This is a genomic window from Micromonospora lutea, from assembly GCF_016863535.1.
Taxonomy (GTDB): Bacteria; Actinomycetota; Actinomycetes; order Mycobacteriales; family Micromonosporaceae; genus Micromonospora; species Micromonospora lutea.
The window spans coordinates 26,949-46,180 of record NZ_BOPB01000039.1 but is presented as its reverse complement, the minus strand read 5'-3'; the positions used below and the strand labels follow the sequence as shown (position 1 = coordinate 46,180).

General features: G+C 70.6%; 14 protein-coding genes. 7 read left to right on the top strand and 7 right to left on the bottom strand.

Features of this window, described 5'->3' with window-relative positions; genetic code table 11:
- The first annotated feature begins 231 nt into the window (after window positions 1-231).
- Window positions 232-1,377 (top strand): carboxylate-amine ligase, encoded by a 1,146-nt coding sequence (locus Vlu01_RS26830; RefSeq protein WP_204004786.1) that lies wholly within the window; start codon window positions 232-234, stop codon window positions 1,375-1,377.
- An 18-nt stretch (window positions 1,378-1,395) separates the two neighbouring features.
- Here Vlu01_RS26830 and Vlu01_RS26825 read toward each other — a convergent pair whose 3' ends face one another.
- Both Vlu01_RS26825 and Vlu01_RS26820 read right to left on the bottom strand, forming a co-directional pair.
- Entirely contained in the window at window positions 1,396-3,180 is a 1,785-nt protein-coding gene (locus tag Vlu01_RS26825; protein WP_204004783.1) for an N-acetylglutaminylglutamine amidotransferase, read from the bottom strand.
- A gap of 372 nt (window positions 3,181-3,552) precedes the next feature.
- Complete coding sequence (locus tag Vlu01_RS26820) at window positions 3,553-4,620, bottom strand: lytic polysaccharide monooxygenase auxiliary activity family 9 protein (protein ID WP_204004780.1); 1,068 nt, start codon at window positions 4,618-4,620, stop codon at window positions 3,553-3,555.
- A gap of 296 nt (window positions 4,621-4,916) precedes the next feature.
- Between Vlu01_RS26820 and Vlu01_RS26815 the strand changes: the two genes are divergently transcribed.
- The 3 genes from Vlu01_RS26815 (at window position 4,917) to Vlu01_RS26805 (ending at window position 6,858) form a co-directional block, all read left to right on the top strand.
- On the top strand, window positions 4,917-5,039 hold the full coding sequence (locus Vlu01_RS26815) for a 50S ribosomal protein L36 (RefSeq protein WP_204004778.1): 123 nt from the start codon (window positions 4,917-4,919) through the stop codon (window positions 5,037-5,039).
- 176 nt (window positions 5,040-5,215) lie between these two features.
- Window positions 5,216-5,551, top strand: coding sequence for a YciI family protein (locus tag Vlu01_RS26810; RefSeq protein WP_204004776.1), 336 nt, complete (start codon window positions 5,216-5,218; stop codon window positions 5,549-5,551).
- A complete protein-coding gene (locus tag Vlu01_RS26805; protein ID WP_239096150.1) occupies window positions 5,548-6,858 on the top strand; it encodes an RNA polymerase sigma factor in 1,311 nt (436 codons plus the stop codon). Before Vlu01_RS26810 ends, Vlu01_RS26805 begins: the two co-directional genes overlap by 4 nt.
- A gap of 106 nt (window positions 6,859-6,964) precedes the next feature.
- Here the strand turns inward: Vlu01_RS26805 and Vlu01_RS26800 are convergent, their stop codons facing one another.
- The 5 genes from Vlu01_RS26800 to Vlu01_RS26780 form a co-directional block, all read right to left on the bottom strand.
- Window positions 6,965-8,365, bottom strand: coding sequence for an MBL fold metallo-hydrolase (locus Vlu01_RS26800; RefSeq protein WP_204004773.1), 1,401 nt, complete (start codon window positions 8,363-8,365; stop codon window positions 6,965-6,967).
- Between the two features lie 133 nt (window positions 8,366-8,498).
- Window positions 8,499-12,866 carry an ExeM/NucH family extracellular endonuclease gene (locus tag Vlu01_RS26795; RefSeq protein ID WP_239096149.1) on the bottom strand — a complete coding sequence of 1,456 codons (4,368 nt, stop codon included), beginning with the start codon at window positions 12,864-12,866 and terminating at the stop codon, window positions 8,499-8,501.
- Between the two features lie 159 nt (window positions 12,867-13,025).
- Window positions 13,026-13,718: a hypothetical protein gene (locus Vlu01_RS26790; RefSeq protein WP_204004771.1), complete on the bottom strand. Its 693-nt coding sequence runs from the start codon at window positions 13,716-13,718 to the stop codon at window positions 13,026-13,028.
- Window positions 13,715-15,202 (bottom strand): type VII secretion protein EccE, encoded by a 1,488-nt coding sequence (eccE, locus tag Vlu01_RS26785; RefSeq protein ID WP_204004769.1) that lies wholly within the window; start codon window positions 15,200-15,202, stop codon window positions 13,715-13,717. Before eccE ends, Vlu01_RS26790 begins: the two co-directional genes overlap by 4 nt.
- Before the next feature lie 31 nt (window positions 15,203-15,233).
- Complete coding sequence (locus Vlu01_RS26780) at window positions 15,234-16,913, bottom strand: right-handed parallel beta-helix repeat-containing protein (RefSeq protein WP_204004767.1); 1,680 nt, start codon at window positions 16,911-16,913, stop codon at window positions 15,234-15,236.
- Between the two features lie 188 nt (window positions 16,914-17,101).
- Between Vlu01_RS26780 and Vlu01_RS26775 the strand changes: the two genes are divergently transcribed.
- The 3 genes from Vlu01_RS26775 to Vlu01_RS26765 are packed head-to-tail and all read left to right on the top strand — an operon-like array spanning window position 17,102 to window position 19,220.
- Complete coding sequence (locus tag Vlu01_RS26775; protein ID WP_204004765.1) at window positions 17,102-17,485, top strand: YwqJ-related putative deaminase; 384 nt, start codon at window positions 17,102-17,104, stop codon at window positions 17,483-17,485.
- Window positions 17,482-17,967 carry an SUKH-3 domain-containing protein gene (locus tag Vlu01_RS26770; protein WP_204004763.1) on the top strand — a complete coding sequence of 162 codons (486 nt, stop codon included), beginning with the start codon at window positions 17,482-17,484 and terminating at the stop codon, window positions 17,965-17,967. Before Vlu01_RS26775 ends, Vlu01_RS26770 begins: the two co-directional genes overlap by 4 nt.
- Window positions 17,961-19,220: an SseB family protein gene (locus Vlu01_RS26765; protein ID WP_204004792.1), complete on the top strand. Its 1,260-nt coding sequence runs from the start codon at window positions 17,961-17,963 to the stop codon at window positions 19,218-19,220. Before Vlu01_RS26770 ends, Vlu01_RS26765 begins: the two co-directional genes overlap by 7 nt.
- The last annotated feature ends 12 nt before the right edge of the window (window positions 19,221-19,232 follow it).

The following is a 19,232-nucleotide window of genomic DNA, read 5'->3' as shown; positions in this document are numbered from 1 at the left end:
CGACATCACACAGATCCGGCTCGGAAACGCCCGACGTTCGCGGATGAGGACGCTCGCCGACAGGTGAGCGCTGGCACGCCCCGCGATCGATCGGATGGAGTCGGAACGGGCGGGCTCGGTACACACCGAGCCCGCCCGATCAGTCGGTGGGTGCCGTTTGCCGCGGCCACCGTGGGGAAGTCCCGCCCAGAGTGGCGGCGGTGACCGTCGCCGGCAGGAGGGATGCCGACGATGACGAACCATCCGTCCACCGCACCGCCCGTGAGTGCCGTGGATGCGTCGGCACGCCTGACAATCGGCGTGGAGGAGGAGTTCCTGCTGCTGGACCCGGAAACGGGAGAGAGCCTGCCGGTCGCCGACCGGGTCCTGGCTGCCCTGCACGGCAAGGCCCGAAAGCAGAGCAGACAGGAGTTTCGGCACAGCATGGTGGAGATGGTCACGCCCGTCTGTGCCGACCTGGCCGATCTCCGGTCACACCTGGTCACTTTGCGGCGTGCGGCTGCGGAGGCAGCGCGGTCGGCGGGAGCACAGCTTGTCGCGGTGGGCGCCACACCGGTGCACGAGTCGCACCGGACAGTTCCGGACAGACCTCGCTACCACGCCATGTCCCGTCGGTTTGGCCCGGTCGCACACGACCCAGCCGTGTGCGGCTGCCACGTGCACGTCGGTCTACCGGATCGGGAGCTGGCGGTGCAGGTCTGCAACCAGCTGCGACCGTGGCTGCCGGTGGTGCAGGCGCTCACCGTCAACTCGCCGCTGCACGACGGCGCGGACACTGGCCACGCCAGCTGGCGCTCCATGCAACTGGAGCGTTGGCCGAGCATCGGGCCCACTCCGTACTTCGCCTCCGCCGCCGAGTACGACGCGACGGTGGCGGAACTGGTCGACGCGGGAATCATGCTCGACGCGGCGATGGTCTACTGGTACGCCCGGCCGTCGGCCAGCTATCCCACCGTGGAGATCAGAGTGGGAGACGTCTGCCCCGGGGTGGACGACACGGTGCTGGTCGCGGCCCTGGTACGAGCCCTGGTCGCCACCATGGTCGACCAGGTGCGTGCCGGCGTACCGGCACCCCGGCTGCGTAACTGTCTGCTCGCGGCGGCACACTGGCGAGCCGCTCACGAAGGGCTGGACGGCCGGCTGATCGACCTGCGCGGCGGCGGTGCCCGTCCGGCGTGGGACCTCGTGGAGGAGTTGTTCACCACGGTGGCGCCCGCGCTGGTCCGACACGGGGACCTGTCGTACGTGCTGAAGCAGTTGGCCCGGCTGCGCCGGGACGGCACCGGTGCGGCCCGGCAGCGGCGGGTCATCGCCCGCACCGATGGCGACGTACGCGCGGTTCTCGACCACCTCGCCGCCGAGACCACCGCCGGCTGAACCGACTTCGAGCACCCCTCAGCGGATGTCGTGGGTCTGCAGCCAGAGTTCGAGCAGGCCGAGCTGCCACAACTTGTTGCTGCCCGCGGCGGCCTGCGCCTGTTCGGGGTCGGCGAGCAGCGTGTCGACGTACGCCTGCTGGAACAGTCCCCGCTTCCGCGCGGCCGGCGCGCGCAGCGCCGCCACGACGAGGTCACGGACCGGGCCGTCGACGTTGCGCAGCGCGGGAACCGGAAAGTAGCCCTTCGGCCGGTCGATCACCTCGGCGGGCAGCACCTCGCGGCCGACCTCCTTCAGCACGCCCTTGCCACCCTGGGCGACCTTGTGCTGCGGCGGGCAGGCCGCGGCGAGGGCGACCAGATCCTGGTCGAGGAACGGAGTACGGACCTCCAGCCCCCACGCCATGCTCATGCTGTCCACCCTCTTGACCGGGTCGTCGGGCAGCATCAGGTGGGTGTCCAGGCGTAGCACCGCGTCGAGAGCGGTGTCGGCTCCCGGGGCGTTCAACTCCGCGACGATGAGATCCCGGCTGGCGTCGACATCGACGAGGTACGCCGGATCGATCACCCGGGGCAACTCGGCGTGGTCCCGGTCGAAGAAGGCGGCGGCGAAGGTCTGCGCCGCGTCGGCTCGGGGCACCTGGGTCAGGGGCTGGTGGTAGCCGTATCCGGCGAACACCTCGTCGGCGCCCTGCCCGGACTGCGCCACCTTGACATGCGCCGCCACCTGCTCGGAGAGCAGATGAAAGGCGACCACATCGTGGCTGCCCATCGGCTCGGTCATGGCCTCGATCGTCCGGCTTACGGCTGGTACCAGGTCGTCGTTGGCGAGTTGGATACGAACGTGGTCGGTGTCGTACGTACGGGCGACCAGATCCGAGTAGTGGAACTCGTCGCCGGCCTCGCCGTGCCGACTGTCGAAGCCGATGCTGAAGGTGCGGAGGTGCTGCTGCCCGGCCTCGGCGAGCAGTGCCACGATGAGACTGGAGTCGAGGCCGCCGGAGAGCAGCACACCGACCGGTACGTCGGCGACGAGCCGTCGTCGTACGGCGGTGCGCAGGGCGTCGCCGATCGCGGCTCGCCAGTCCCGGTCGTCCCACCCGGCGTGGGCGGGATCCCGGACGTAGCCGGGTCGCCAGTACACGCGCTCGCGGCTGTGCCCGTCAGCCTCGATGACCCGCACGGTCGCTGGCGGCAGCTTCTGGACACCCCGCAGGATGGTGCGGGGCGCGGGCACGATCGAGTGCCATGACAGGTAGTGATGCAGCGCCACCGGGTCGACGCTGGTGTCCACGTCGCCCGCCTTGAGCAGCGCCGGAAGCGTCGAGGCGAACCGTAGCCGGCCCGGCGTCTCGGCGAGGTACAAGGGCTTGATGCCGAGTCGGTCCCGGGCCAGTACGAGCCGACGACGGGCGCGGTCGACCAGGCCCACGGCGAACATGCCGACCAGATGGTCGACGAAGTCCTCACCCCACTCCGCGTACGCCACCAGGATCACCTCGGTGTCACTGGTCGAGTGGAAGGTGTGGCCCGCGTCGCGTAGTTCTTCGCGCAGTTCCGGGTAGTTGTACACGCAACCGTTGAAGACCAGAGCGAGCCCGAGATCCTCACGCACCATGGGCTGGCCGCCCGCGTCGGACAGGTCGATCACGGTCAACCGACGGTGCCCGAGGGTCACCCAGCGATCGCTGAACATGCCCTCGCCGTCCGGGCCCCGGGATCGCATCGCTTCGGTCATCCGGGTCACCGCGTCGGCGTCGGGCCGGGTGCCGTCGAACCTCGCCTCACCGCTGATGCCGCACATCACGTTCCGATGTCATGCCTCATCCCCATGTCTGTCGCCGTGGTGTTCGACCGGCTGCTCCTACGACTGGTGGCCATCGTTGCCACTCCAAAATGTGGCGTGGTTGCCGACCAGATCGTCGTCGAGTGAGCAGCTGCGGCGCCGTGGCCCGGACCGCCTCGATCAGCGTGTTCTCAAGGAGTTGCAGCCAGGGCGGTGCGGCGAGGGGACGTTGCGGGACTTCCGACCTGCCTCGACGGTACGTGGCTGATGTTCCCGGTGAGGGCGGATTGCGGAAGGGAATGCGACAGGTCCCTCGTCCGACGGATCCGCTCCGGCGGACAGGGTGCAGGGGGTGACGCCGGTGCGGCGCCACCCCCTGCGAGAAGACTCTTACCGGGAGGTACAGGAAAGGGTCGGTGCGCCGTTGGTTCCGTTCCAGGAACCGTTGAAGCCGAAGGTGGCGCTGCCGTTGGCGCTCAGGGAACCGTTGTGGCCGACGTTCGAAGCGGTGACCGAGGACCCGTTCGAGGTGATCGACGCGTTCCAGGAGTTGGTGATGGTCTGACCGTTGGGCCAGGTCCAGCTCACCGTCCAACCGGAGATGGCGGTGTTGCCGGCGCGGACGGTGACCTCGCCACCGAAGCCACCGGGCCACTCGTTGGTCTTGCGGTAGGTGGCGGTGCAGGCACCGTTACCAGCCGGCGGCGGCGTGCTGGGCGGGGGCGTGCTGGGCGGGGGCGTGGTGGGCGGCGGGTTCGTGGGCGGCGGGGTGGTGGGCGGCGGGTTGCTGCCCCCACCGAAGGTCACGTCACTGCAGATGTAGTACGGCTGGTCGAGGTGCGACGCCTGCCAGATCGTGTAGACGACGTGCCGCCCGGTGCGGTTGCCCGCATTGACCTGAGCCTCGTAGATTCCGGTGGTGGGGTAGCTGCCGGTGCGGAGCACCAGGTCCAGGCTGTTCCAGGTGAGGGGCTGCGTGGTCGGGTCGAAGCCCTGCTTGGTGATGTAGATGAGCATGTAGTCGGCACCGTGGCGGGCACCGTCGGTCAGCGTCAGGGTGAAGTTGTTGGGCATCGGCTTGGCGGTCCAGGCGCCGACTGTGTCGAGCGAGGCGTACAGCCCGCCCTGGGTACGGCCGCCGCTGCACAGCTGCCCGTCCGGGATGACGGCCTGGTGGTTGCCGCCGACGTTCTCGCGGAACAGGCCGTTCCAGTTCCACATGGTGTTCGGGTTGGCCTGGAATGCCTGCCAGCACATCGGGTCGCTCTGGGCCATGGCGGGGTTGAGGTGATCACCGCCCCAGCGCTCCCAGCAGCCGTAGTTGCGGGACGGTGGGTTCGTCACCGACCCGTGCGCCGAGGCTGAGCCAGGCTGGTTGACCACGACCATGGTGAAGGCCGCGGCGAGGACGGCGGCTGCGCCGAGTCCCAGGCGACGTGCCGTTCGTGCGAGTTTCATTGATGCTCCAGTTGATCCGCCGACGCCGGTGTCCCTCCCCGGGATGCCCAGTCCCAGGAGGAATGCGTCGATCGATATGGCGATCCCAAGGTGGCAGGCAGGTGACTGCGCTGCCGGCGACGGCTCGGCGGCTCCCAACCGCGACTGCATGATATCCACTGATGTCAATTTTTGTGGAAGGGGTGCGCGCTTCGCCCCCTCCCGGCCGCCGTAACCCCTGGTCACGGGAATCCCACTTCGTGGATTGGTGTTCTCTCCTGCGTACGACGTGAGACCCGAGCCGAGGAGAAACGGACATGAAGGTACGCAGTTCTCTCCGGTCGCTGAAGCGGAAGCCGGGTTCGACGGTGGTGCGCCGACGGGGCCGAGTGGTCGTGCTGAACCGGGTCAACCCGCAGTGGAAGAGTCGTCAGGGCTGACCTGGTCGACGAACGACGGACGCTGCACTCCCGCCCCGGTGCCGTCCGGCGCGCACGGGGTCGCCCCACCGCAGACCGGTGCGAAAGATGAAACCCTTCGGTCGTCCGGACGCCCGGTTCGCCATTCGTCATGTCGGTGGAACCGCCGGTTCCACGATCAACGGAAGGACACTGACGTGAAGTACATGATGCTGGTCTGCACCGATCCGGAGCCGGACCCGGAGCCGAGCAACCACCCCGATGTCGAGGTGTGGGTGGCGGAGAACGACGCAGCCGGGCGGCGTCTCCAGGGCGCCCAACTGGCACCGGCGTCGGCCGCCACCACGGTACGGGTCCGCAACGGCCAACTGCTGGTCTCCGACGGGCCGTTTGCCGAGGTCAAGGAGATGATCGTCGGCTTCGACCTGTTGGAGTGCACCGATCTGGACGAGGCTATCGAGGTCGCCCGAGCGCATCCGATGGCCTGGGCCGGGCGGATCGAGCTTCGCCCGTTCGCCGACTTCGAGCAGTGACGGATCCGGCCGCCGAGATCGCGCTGCCGCGAATGACGACCGACGCTGATGGAGCGACGGCGAAGCGGCGAGCCGACAACGGTGGTACGGCGGCCGGTCGGGCCGCGGCGGCGCAAGCTGTCGCGGCCACCGCCGTTGAGGCGTACCCGCGGATCGTGGCAGCGCTGATCCGGATCACCGGTGACTGGACGCTGGCCGAGGACTGCACGCAGGAGGCCCTGGCCCGGGCACTGGACCGGTGGCCGGTCGACGGGGTACCGACCAACCCCGCAGGCTGGCTGATGGCGGTGGCGCGTAACCGGCTGCTCGACGTGCTGCGGCGGGCGTCGGTCGAACGGCGCAAGCTGCGTGACGTGGCGGTGCTGGCGCTCACCGCCGCCACCGCGGAACCGGTACCGGACGAGGAGGTGGTGGACGACCGGCTGCGGCTGATCTTCACCTGCTGCCATCCGGCGCTCGCACCACAGGCGCGGATCGCGCTGACCCTCCGCACGATCTGCGCGGTGCCGACCGCCGACATCGCCCGGGCGTTCCTGGTCAGCGAGTCGACCATGACCCGGCGGTTGACCCGGGCCAAGGCGAAGATCGCCGACGCGGGAATTCCCTACCGGGTGCCGCGCGGCCGGGCGCTGACCGAGCGGCTGCCCGGGGTGCTGGGCGTGCTCTATCTGCTGTTCACCCAGGGGTACGACGCGGACGGGGAACCGGCCTTCGCCGAGGAGGCGATCCGGTTGGCCCGGCTGCTGGTGCGGCTCATGCCCGAGCAACAGGAGGCGAGGGCGTTGCTGGCGTTGTGCCTGTTGCAGCACTCCCGCCGCGCCGCCCGCCGGGACCTCGACGGCAACCTGATCCCGCTCGATCGCCAGGACCGGACCCGCTGGGACCATGCGGCGATCGTCGAGGCCGACCGCCTGCTCGCCGGGCTGACGCAACCCGGCCCGTACGCTTGGCAGGCGCGGATCGCGGCGTGTCACGCCACCGCCTCCAGCGCCGAGGTGACCGACTGGCGACGGATCGTCGACTGCTACGACCATCTCGCCCAGGTGCAGCCCACCCCGGTGGTCGCGCTGAACCGGGCCGTCGCCTACGGGTACGCGTACGGGCCGGCGGCCGGACTGGCCCTGCTCGCCGAGGCGCGTGCCGGTGGCGGGCTCGACGGCTATCCGTTGACCCTGGCGGTGGAGGCGGACCTCGTCGCCCGCCAGGGCGACCGGGAGCGGGCAGCGGCGTTGTTCCGTGCGGCGGCGGACCGGGTGCACGGCGCGGCTGAGCGGCGAGCGCTGCTGGAGCGGGCGCGACGCGGTTAGCCAGCCTCCGCGCCGGGATCCACCGTGGCCGGGTGAGGCCGGTCGGCTCCTGTCGGAAATGGACGTCCTCCCGAATGACGGAAAAATCGGCGGCCTCGGCGAACGGTCAGGGGATCCGGTTCAGCCGTACGCCGGCAGGCTCGGCGTGCTCGAAGAGGTCGTTGATGAGCACCACGTGGCGGCCGGCGTTGGCCAGCAGGGACGCGGCGAGGGTGGCCCGGTAGCCGGACGCGCAGTGCACCCAGACAACGCCGGCCGGCACGTCGGTCATCCGGCGGGGCAGCTCAGGCAGCGGCACGTGCACGGCACCATCGACGTGACCGTCCCGCCACTCGTTGCCCAGCCGTACGTCGAGGATGGCCTGCGGGGCGGGCAGCCCGGCCGGTGGCCTCCCGGCCTGCGCGGCGGCCAGCGCCGGGAAGTCAGCGACGAGCAGCTCCCGCAGCGCGGAGGGGTGGTCGGCCCACTGTCGGGCCGTGCCGGTCGCCTGGGCGGCGGGGCGGTCGATGCCGATCCGGACCAGCTCACGTTGGGCGTCGGCGATCTGCTCGGGGGTCTCGGCCAGCAGCGTGACCGGGGTGCCCCAGTCGACCAGCCAACCGAGCCAGGTCGACATCGGGCCGTCGAGGCCGAGACTGACCGTGCCGGCCAGGTGCGAGACGGCGTACGCCTTGCGGTGTCGCAGGTCGACCACCCACTCCCCGGCGGCGATACGGTCGCGCAGCTGCGCGGCGTCGGCACGCGTGACCGGGGTGAGATCCACCGGTACCGGGCCGGCGATGTTGGTGGCCCCCGCGTGCGCGTAGTACGCCGGGTAGGCGTCCAGACCGGCCAGGGTTTCGGTGACGAACTCGGTCCCGGCCAGCCGGAACACCGGATTGACCTGCTTCTCCCGACCGATCGTCGAGTCTGGGGCGTCGGCTTGGCTGGCCGAGCAGAAGCTGCCGAAGCCGTGGGTCGGCCACACCTGTGCCCCGTCGGGCAGCAGGTCGGCGAGCCGTCTCGCCGACGTGCGCTGACGGCGGGCCAACTCGTGCGTGTGCTCCGCACCGAGCAGGTCGGTGCGGCCGGTGGTGCCGAAGAGCAGCGATCCTCCGGTGCAGGCGCCCACCGGGTTCCAACCGTCGTCGCTGGCCTCGTCGACCACGTACGACAGGTGGTGGAAAGTGTGACCTGGCGTGGCCACGGCCCGCAGCCGCAGCGCCTCCGACACCTCGATCACGTCGCCGTCGCTGACCGGTACCCGGTCGAAGCCAACCTCGTCGTCGGCGGCCATCAGGTAACGGGCCCCGGTCAGCCGGGCCAGGTCGAGTCCGCCGGAGACGTAGTCGTTGTGCAGGTGTGTCTCGACCACGTGGGTGATCCGCACGCCGGCGGCACCGGCGAGGTACAGCACCCGGTCGATGTCCCGCTGCGGATCCACCACGACCGCGACCCGACCGTCGTCGACCAGGTAGCTGCGGTCGCCGAGGGACGACGTCGTGATGACCGACACCTGCACCGCCATGCCGCGCTCCTCGATAGGTGGTCTCCACCGTGGTGTACCCAGCCGGGGTGCACAAATGCCGTCCCGATCGGGTGCCGGTGGCCGGCCCGCGGTCGGACTGCTCCAACCGCGGACCGGCGTTGTCACCTACCGGTCACAGCCGGGCGCACTGACCCGAGGCCGGACCACGCACCGTGTTCGCCCGACCCTCGTTGACCGGGGCCGGGGTGTTGCCCGAGCAGGCCAACGGCCCGCTGATGGTGTTCGCCGCGACGACCACCGGCTGGCTGCCGGAGTTGCCCGTCACGCTCACCGGGCCACTGACGGTGGCCTCGTCGAGCCGTACCCCACCGAGGTTGGCCACCAGCGACAACGGCCCGCTGATCCGGGCCTTGCTGATCTTCAGGTCGCCGGTGGCGCCCGCCACCGTGACCGGACCGGAGACCTTCGTGCCCGACAGCTCGAACAGCGCCGGCCGGGTGGCCGACACCGGGCCGTTGATGGTGCCGCCGGTGACCCGCAGCGAGGCACCCGCGGCGATCGACACCGCGCCCGCGATCGTCGCGTTCTCCACGCAGGTCAGGCCGGTGGTCACGATCAGCGGCTTGGAGTGCTTGCCGGTGATCGTGGTGGTGCATTCCGGCCCGCCCTGCCCGACCGACGAGCGCGGCTCGGTGTCCGCGCTCACCGGCGAGTTGGCGGCGAGGTAGCTCACCAGCATGGTGAGATCGTTGTCGCCGGTGGTCACCGGGTTCGTGCCGCCGCCGAGAGTGGTGAAGTTGTCCCCGCCGGCGGCGAGGAACGAGTTCACCGTGACCCGGTAGCTGCCCGCCGGATCGATCGGCGTGCCATTCAGCTTCATCGAGGTGATCCGTGAACCCTGGGCGGCCTGGGGATCGTAGGTGTAGCTGAAGCCCTCCGACACACCGAGCCACAGCACCGGGCGGGACGCACCCGCCGGCTGCCACTGCTGCTCCAAGACCTGCTTGATCTCGGCACCGGTGTAGGTCTTGGTGACCACGTCGTTGGCGAACGGCTGGACGGCGAAGGCCTCGGCGTAGGTCACCGTGCCGTCGTCTCCGTACAGCAGGTCGGCCCGTAGACCGCCCGGGTTCATGAACGCGATCTGCGCCCCGCCCCGACCGGCGTCACGGGTGCCGGCGAGCTGCACGTCGGCGATGAAGTTGCCCAGCGTCGACTCCTTGCCCCGATCCTCGTTGCCGTCGGTGTAGGCCCGCCGGATGTCGGCGGTGATCTCGCCGAGCTTCCGCTGGCCCAACTCCTGGGCCCGGACCTTCGCGGCGGCCACGATCTCCGCCACCGCCGGGTCCTGCGGCGCACCCACGACATCGACCAGGGACGCGTCGGCGGAGGTCACCACTCCCGCCTCCGGGTCGAAGGTCAGCGTGACCTTGCCCAGGCGCTTGCCGTAGTCCTCGGCCTGGACGATCGGTCGCAGCTTGTCGGTGCCGGGCACCGGCACCTCGAAGGCGTACGGCTGGTGGGTGTGCCCGCTGAAGATGACGTCGACGGTGGCATCCACCCGGGTGAACTCGCCGAAGACCGGGTCGTTCGCCAACGCCTCGGGGGAGTCGATGTTCTCGGTCGCCGCTCCCTCGTGTGCGAGCAGCACCACCACGTCGGCCTCGCCGTTGTCCGGGTTGCCGTCCTTGAGCTGTCCGGCGACCCGGTTGGCCTCGGCGACCGGGTCGCGGAAGGTGATGCCGGCGATGCCGTCCGGGCTGACCAGCGAGGCGGTCTGCTCGGTGACCACGCCGATGAAACCGACGCGGACACCGCCGATGGTGTTCACCGCGTACGCCGGCAGCGCCCGGGTGTCACCCCGGTACACGTTGGCGCCCAGGTGCGGGAAGTCGGCCCGGTCGGTCACCCGACCGGTCAGGTCCGCCATGCCCTTGTCGAACTCGTGGTTGCCCACCGCCGAGACGAGCAGGCCGGCCTGGTTCAACGCGTCGATCGTCGGGTTGTCGTCGTCGATCGCCGAGATGAAGGTGGAGGCACCGATGTTGTCACCGGCGGACACGAACGCGGTGTTCGGGTTCTCCGCCCGCAGCTGACCCACCAGCCCGGCGAGCTGGGCAGCCCCGCCGACCGGCTGACCGCCCACGGTGGCCGGTGACTCCAGCCGGCCGTGGAAGTCGTTGATGCTGAGCAACTGGAGGTTCACCGGGCCGGTGCCGGTCCCGGTGTTGATGCCCACCACCAGCGGGTTGTGGTCGCTGGCCCGGTAGGGGTCGGGCGCGAAGAAGGCGGCCAGGCCGTCGTACTGGAAGGCGTACGACTCGACGGCGTTGATCTGCCAGACGTCGACCCCGGTGACCCGCGCCGCCAGCGACGGCGAGGCGAGCGCGTGATCCAGCGAACCGGACTCACCGTTGAAGACGTAGCTGGCCTTCCCGGTGTCGTTGAGGTTGCGGTACTGCTTGCCGTAGAGGACCTGCATCGGGTCCTCGTGGGTGTACGCGTTGAAGTCACCCAGCAGCAGTACGTTGTCGGTCCCACTGTCCGCCTTCACCTGATCCACGAAGGCGGCCAGCGCGGTGGCCTGTCGGACCCGGTCGCCGTTCCAACCGCCCTGGCCGTCACCGGCGTCGGCGTTGTCACCGGAGCCGGCACCGCTCTTGGACTTGAAATGGTTGGCCACCACGATGAAGTCCACCGAGCCGGCGGTGAACGTCTGCGCGATCGGTTCGCGGGCGTTGAACCACACCGTCTCGTCGTTCACCGACCGCGACGGGCCCTTCGGCTGCGCCTTGGCCGGCTTGAAGATGATCGCCGTGGTGATGACGTCCTGCTCGGCCGCGCCGGGCAGGTCGGCCGGGGTGCGGACGTAGTCCCAGGTGCCCGCGCCGTCCTCGCTGTTCAGGGCGGCCACCAGGCGCTTGAGCGCCTGCTGGGGATCCGCGGTGTTGAACCGGACCGAGTTCTCGATCTCCTCCAGCGCCACCACGTCGGCGTTCAGCGCACTGATCGCCGAAACGATCTTCGCTTCCTGCTTGACGAGCGCCGCCTCGTCGGCGGCACCCCGGGCGTCGCCACCGAAGTGGACGAAGTAGTTCAGCACGTTGAAGCTGGCCACCCGCAGGTCGCCGCCGACGTTGACCGGAGCGGCGGTACGCGGGTTGGTGGCCTTGAACGCGGTCCGGTCGGTCGGGGAAGTGTCCGCGTCGACCGGGCGGGTCGGCTGCAGACGCCACTCGTTGAAGCCGTACGACAGCACCGACGGGCCGAACGTCTCCACCGAGTCGCCCACCCGCAGCGGGCTGGTCGGCGAGACGTACGGCGGCAGCAGCCCGGCGGTGGCCAGGTTCGTCGTCCGGCCGTCATCCACGAGCAGGCGACGCAGCTTGTTCTCGGCAGCCAGCGCCTGCGCGGTGTCCGAGCCGGGACGGGCCACGTCGGTGGGCGTCCGGGCCGGCTGGTCACCGGCCGCGAGCACCACCTCGCCGTACCGGTTGGTGTTGTACACCTCGGAGACGGTGTACGCGCCGACCGGCGCCACCAGCATCGACTCGACCGACTCGCGGGCGGCCTCGTCCAGCGGCAGTTCGACCGGGACCGGCGTCGGCAGCGGTGCACCCTGCGCACACACCTGGACATCGCTGCGGGCCGCGATGGTCAGCTGGGTGAGACCGTTGAACTCGTTCGCTGTTCCGCTGACCCGTACCCGGTCACCGATCGCGACCGACGGGTGGTTCGCGGCGTTGGTGGTGAGGTAGACGAAGATGCCGTCCGAGGCGGTTCCGGCGGCGACCGGGCGCTCCCCACCGCTGCCCGCCGTCTGCACGTACACCCCGTTGTAGCCACCGGTGCGGTGGTCGGCGGTGACGATGCCCTCCACGGTCACCCGGCTGCCGGCAACCGGTGTGGCGGTACCGCTGCCCTGCACCTCGGCGATGGTGTGGTCGACGGTGACGGTGCAGCCGGTCGGGTCCGGACCCGGACCCGGGGTGGCGTTGCGTACCCCGAAGGTGTTCGGGGCCGCTGCCTGCCAGCTGCCCTCGACCTTCTGGAGGGAGTGGCCCACCGGGGTCGACGACGTCTCCTGCACCCCGATGTCGACACCGGTCCGGCCGTTCGCCGGCCCACCGACCGCGGTGAAGGTGCCTTCGTAGGTCAGGAATTCGGCGACGTCACCGTCGGGCGCGACGAGCGCGACACCGTCGGGCGACCCGTTCTGGATGCCGTCCGTCGGGTACGTCTCGACGACGACACCCGCCGCCGGCACCACGCCGCTCAACGTCCTGGTGCCGTACGCCGCGCCGTTGGCGCCGTTGTAGAGGACGATCTGCCAGCCGGTCAGGTCGTAGCCGACCGGCGCCTCGACCTCGATCGCCTCGCCGGTGTCCGCGCCGACGTTGTCGTAGTGGATCTCACTGATGAACGGCGTCGTGGGCACCGGGTCGGCGAATGCGGTGGTGCCGCTGGAGAGGATGAGCGTGGTGGCGGTGACCAGTACGCCCGGGATTGTAAGTAGTCGGGTACTTCTTGTGCGCTGCATGTAAGCGGCCTCCGAAGGAGTAGACCGTCGGAGGATAAGCGGCACCGGTGTCCAGGTGGGAGACACCGGGTGTACCAATGCGGCAAAGACCGTGACCTCGGCCGTCCCGCCTCGGTCGATGGCGGCCTGACCGGGCACGACCCAATGGCCAGAACGCGGTCAGCCGCCCCGGGCGACCGGGCCGATCAACTGACGTTCGGTGCCGGTCATGCTGAGCATCACCCACTGCACCTTGCCCTTGGTGATCAGGCCGACCATCTCCGGGTGCAACTGGGTGAACCAACTCTGCACGCTGGCCAGACCGAGGGCGTTCGCGACGGTGACCGCCTCGGCCTCGGTGAGCCGCTGGAGGACCACGATGTCGCTGCGTACCAGGACCTCGACGTCCCAGCCGGCGAGGTCGTCGCGGACCACCAGGGTGGCCCGCCAGGGTGCGCTGAGGCTGGTGTCCGGCCCCGTCACCGGGCCAGTGTCGATCACCACGAGCTGCGGTTCGGTCGGTGTGGCCGGCACCGGCGGAGCCACCCCGGGCGGCAGGAACGAGGCGATCTCCCGCCCGATGACGCAGCGTCGCAGGAAGGCGTCCCACTCCTGCTCCCGCGCGGTCTGGATGAACAACCGGGCACCGAGCGCCAGTGACCGGAAGGCGAGCAGTTCGGCCGCGCGTACCCCGCCGGTCAGCATCAGTCGGGTCGGCTCGGCGCGAAACACCCGCAAACCCACCGGCTCCTGCTGCCGGTTGCGGCCGACCACCAGCCCGCCGCCACCGGCGACCAGCCGTAGATCGGCCACGGCCGCCCCGTCTGCGACGTGCAACCCCATCCGACTGCCGGGAAAGGCGACGCTGTTCATCGCAGGAAACCTCCCAACGGCAGGGTGGCGGCCACACCGTGGGCGTGTTCGCCGTCAAGCCTCTGTAACCGACCACCGTGCTCACGAATCGCCTGGTCGAGTGCGCGATCGGCGGCGGCCAGGGCGGTCGGGTCGGCGCCGATGAGCCGGAACGCCACCTCCACCACGGCGTCGTCGTCACCCGGCCGACCACTGTCGCGAGCCACCGAGATGGAGACCACGCCGGATGCGGCGGGCAACCCGCGCAGCAGCGGGTCCAGCTCCCATGACCGACTGGGCCAGTCGAGCAGTCGGTAACAGCTCTGCGGGACGCCCTGGACCGACCAGTTCCGCCAGCCTTCCCGGGCCAACGGCTGCTCCGTGCCCACCGCGCCGTCGGTGAGGTGGGTCAGTTGCGCGACTGCGGCGAGCACCTCGTCGCGATTGAGCAGCCGGGCCGTGGCCCGTTCCTGCCGCAACTGGCGTCGGGTCCGCCGGATCGCCGAGGTGAGCGCCGGCCGCAGGTCGCGGTCGGCGTGAAAATCGGGGGTACGCGGCGCATGCAGCACCAGCCACGCCTGCCGGCTGGCCGGAACGCTTCCGTTCGTCAGTTCGCGGTACGCCCGGTCGACCGCCGCCGCACGGGCACGCGGCGCCGGAGTCACCTGGATCAACACCTGCACCGTCACGACGGGCATCTTCGGATCGGTCGCCGGCAGCAACGCCACCGGCGACGGCAGGGCCTGTGGCGCGCCCACGAGCAGCGCCCCCTCGGTCGGATCGACCTCCAGCACAGCGCTGAGCCCGCCCCGATGAGTCAACAGCACGGCGGGCTGGTCGTCGATCTCGACCTGATCCAGCTCAACGGTGTTTTCCAGTTGGCTGAGCAGTTGCCAGGGGCCGTCGGACCCGACGCCACTCAGCTTTCGACTTCGTCCCCGGTACGCCCACCACACCGCCAGCCACTGGTGCAGCCAACGGCCGCGGTGACGCACCACCGTGGGGGAGAGCACCAGCACCGTGGCGGTAGCGACGACGATGGTCAGCGGCATGCCGTGCGGGGTGGCGGCGAGCACCGCCGCCGCACCGGCCTGCCAGGCCACGAGCTGGGCCACGTGGATTCCACCGACGCGAGGCTGCCGCCGGTGTGGGCGTACCGCCGGAGCAGCCGCGGTGTCCCCGGCCGCGACCTCGGCGACGGGCTGTCGCGCCGGGGCGGCCACGGCCTGCGGCACGACCCGGCTCTCCGGTGCCCGGGCCGGCGCGGAAACGGCGGCCGACGCCGCAGCGGCGGCCTGGCTGGTGTACGCGGTGCCGACGGTGGCCCGTCCCTGCCCGCGCTGGGCCGCCCAGTTGTGGCCGGGCCCGGTGCCGCCGAGCGTCGGGGCCGGTGCTGCGACCGGCTGCTCAGGCTGTGCCGGACGCTGCTGTGGCGGCGGTGCCGCCGCCCCCGGGTGATGCTGCCAACCCGGCGTGCCCGGCTGTGCCGCACCCGGATGCGTCACCGCACGTCCCTCCCTGACCGACGGGGCATCGTCATCGCCCGATCGCGGCGCGCACGTCGGCCACGGTCACGGTCCGCAACTCGTCGAGGCTCGGGCGTTGGCCGGACTGCCGCAGCCGCTGCGCCTGCGCCTTGCGGACACCCTCGAAAAGTTTGCGTGCCTCCCGGGCATTGCCGAAATTCTGGTCCCGCTCGATGGTGCCGAAGTGCTCGCGGAGCACCTCGGAGACGCCATCGTCGAGCAGGTACTCGTCGCCACCGGCCATCCGCTCCACGATGACGACCAACTGCTCCGGGGAGTAGTTGCCGAACTCCACCGTCTTGGCGAAGCGGGAGGCAAGACCCGGGTTGGCATCAAGGAACTGCAGCATCTCACCGGTGTAACCGGCCGCGATCACCGCGATCTCGTCGCGGTGATCCTCCATCAGCTTGACCAGCGTGTCGATGGCCTCCTGCCCGAAGTCGCCGCCGGTGCCCGACGACCGGGAGAGGGTGTACGCCTCATCGATGAAGAGCACGCCGCCGCGCGCCAGCTCGAACGCCGCAGCGGTCTTCTCGGCGGTGTGGCCGATGTACTGGCCGACCAGGTCGCGCCGGGAGACCTCACGGAAGGCGCCGCCGGGCAGTGCGCCCAGCGCCGCCAGCAGGTCACCGTAGATGCGGGCCACCGTGGTCTTACCGGTGCCGGGAGCACCCGCGAAGATCAGGTGATGGCTGACCGCGCCGACGGGCAGCCCCGCGTTGCGCCGCCACTCGTTGACCTGGATCTCGTCGATGAGGGCGCGGACCTCCTCCTTCACCGATTCCAGGCCGACCATCGCTGCCAACTCGCCCAGCAGCTTCTCCACCCGGGCGTCGTCCTGACCGGTGGTGGCGCGGGCGGCGTCGGCCCCGAAGGCGGCCTTCCGGTTCCCCGTGCCCTCGACCACGGTCGGGTCGGCTCCGTCGGCGATCTCGATCGCCGGCAGGCCGGTGTTCTCCGTGGTGCACTCCTCGACGCTGCCGCGGCATCCCCTGGCGAAGGAGACCGCCGGACCACGGGTGTCGCGGATACGGCAACGACGCAGCACCGGAGCGCTCTGGTGGACGACCGCCACGCCGGCCTGCCCGGTCTGGGAGATGTCGCAGGTCTCGATGGTGGGCCGACCGTACTGGTAGATGTAGATGCCACGGTTGCCGCAGCGGGTCACCGTGCTGGTGCGGATGGTCGGGGCCGCTCCGATCCGCACGATGATGCCGTCCTCGCTGAGGTCGGTGAACTCGCACCCTTCGACGCTGCCGTCGGAGTCCTCCACCACCAGGCCGTACCGCCCGCCGGTCACCCGGCAGCGGGTCAGCGTGAACTCCGAACGGCCGGCCACCTGGATCGCCGCGCCGAAGCCGGCGCTCAGCTCGCATCCGGTCATGGTGAGCCGCGCACCGTCGGCCACCACGACTGGCGCGTCACCGGCCTTGAGGATGAGGTCGCGCAACTCCAACCGACCGGAATTGCAGGACACCGTCGGGTACTGCCCGGAGGACGCGTCGATGGTGACGGTGCCCGGGCCCTGCGCGGCGACCACGCTGACGCCGCGGTCGTTGACGAACAGTGCCTCGTGATAGGTGCCGGGGCTGACCGAGACGACCGTGTCGTCACTGGCCACCGCCAGCGCCTCCCCGATGGACGGGTAGGCGCCGGGTTGATCCGGGGAGACGAGAAGGGTGCGCGTCATGGCTCCGGCTCTGGACGGCGAAGAAAGGGGCTGGACCGACGATATCCCAGGCGGTCTACGTGATGTGAGCCCCTCGATGCCAGTGGCATCCACACGTCCCACCCGCCGGACGGACGACGACGGCTAGGCTCGCGTGCGGGGCGGGCGAGACCTCGCCGGTGATCCCCTTTCGACCCTCGGGAGGACGGATGGCGCAGCCACGGGCGCTGCCGCTGGCGGCCGGTGCGTTGCTGACCGACGGCACCGTCCACACGCACACCTCGGTACGCGGCGATCTGGTTTCCGACCTGCATCCGGTGGTCCGACGGTTCCTGCACGGGCTGCCCACCGAACAGCGTGAGCGTTACGCCGGCCTGTGTGCCGAGGCAGTGCTGATCTCCGATCGGCTCTACGCCGCCGAGGCCGGAGGACCACCGCTCGACGCCGCCCGGTCCCGTGCCTTGCTGTGGGGTGCGAAAGTCCGGGTGACCCGGGTGCGGGAGGAGGGTGACCCGCGCCACGGCGAGGTTCAGCCGCCCTGCCGCTCCTGCGCCGCACTGCTGGACTGGTTCGGTGTGGAGGCGCTGACATGAGTGAACGCTTTCCGCTCCCGGTGGCGCAGACCCTCGCCGCCGCCGGCTGGCAGCCCGGCCGCTCCGACGAGAGCCGAGGCCGTGAGTGGGGGCTGCGAATCGCGGCCCATGCCACGCCCAGCGGCCGCCAGCACATCGTGACGGCCCGGGCGATCGAGGCGTACGCCGAGTTCGGCGGGCTGCGGGTACGTCCTCAGGAAGACGGTGAGCAGGTCGCGCCGAGCAGCTTCCACCTGGATCCGTTCCTGGTGCGGCACTCGGCGGAGACCCTCGCCGAACTGGCCGAGGCGATCGGTGCGCGGCTGAGCCCGCTCGGCGAGGAGGGCGACGGCACCGGCATCCTGGCCATCGACGAGCACGGCCGGGTGTTCGTGCTGGACCACACCGGAGACTGGTTCCTCGGCGCGGATCTCGACGAGGCGCTCACCACGCTGGTGCTCGGTCGTCGCCCCGCCCGGGTACGCGCGGACGGCACCTGGTGACCGGCTGGCAGCCGACCACCGTCGCCGAACGCGCGCTGCTGGCCGCCGCCGAGGCCGACGACCGGGAAGGCTTCCTCACCGAACTCGTCGCCGGTCCGCTGCTGCTGCCCGTGTCGCCCGAGGCGGCGGCCGGACGGGCGACGATGGCGTGGCCGACCGCCCACCACGAAGGCGTCACGCACGTGCTCGCGTACACCTCACCGGCGGCGATCGCCGCCGGGATGCCCGGACGTTCGGTCAGTTACCTGGCGATGGGGCTGGCCGACATCGCCGTCGACTGGCCCGACGACGAATGGGTATTGGCGATCGACGCCGGCTTGCCGATCGGCATCCGACTGACCGCCGACGACCTTCGGGCCCTGACCGCGCCGGTCGTGGAGGCCGAGCGACCACTTCGCGAGGCGATCCGAGAGCAGGACCCCAACGCCCTGATGTCCGCCCTGCTCCGGACCGAGCTGGTGCTGCCGGTGGACCCGGAGGGTGCGGCGACGCGTGACCTGTCCGACCCGGACTTTCCGTGGTTGGTCGTCTCCGACGAGCAGGGTCGGGCCAGCCTGCCCGTGTTCAGCTCGGAAGCCCGCCTGCGACAGGCGCTCGGCGACCATGATCTGGTGGTGGTCAGCAGTCTTCAGCTCACCGATCACTGGCCGGATCTCTCCTGGCAACTGCTGCTGAACCCGGAGACGCCGCTCGCGGCGGCACTTCCCGGCGAGGCGCTGCTGACCTTGCGCGACTGGCTCGGCGAACTCCGGCAGGTGATCAACGAGGCGGCAGAGCAGGAGCAGTTGCGCCGTGACTCGGCCAGGTACGCCGAGCCGTCCACGGTGGGGGTACCGGTGCCCCGTCCGGCACCGGAGTCCGCCGACGACGACGGGCCTGATCCCGCCGCGCCGCTACTGCTGCAAATGGTCATCCCGCACCGCTACCTGACGTCCTATCTGGAGGACGGGTACGACCGGGCGGCCGGGCTCGTGCACGCCTGGCACGGACCGGGGCGGGACACTCCGATCCGGCTGTACCGACGGTTGGGGCTGCTCGGTGAGGGCTCTCCGTTCGAGGAGTCGGACGAGTGGGTGGCCGTGCTGCGCTGGCCACCCGGTGATGCGACGCCCGAGGAGTGGGGTCAGGGGCAACCTCGGATGGAGTCCCTCGTGGTATCGGACGGAACCGAGCTGCACTGCCTGCACGCGGATGGCCGCGACGAGCTGCTCGCCCGCTTCGACGCCACCGGCCGCCGCTGGTCTCCGGCCTGATCAGCCGTTGGC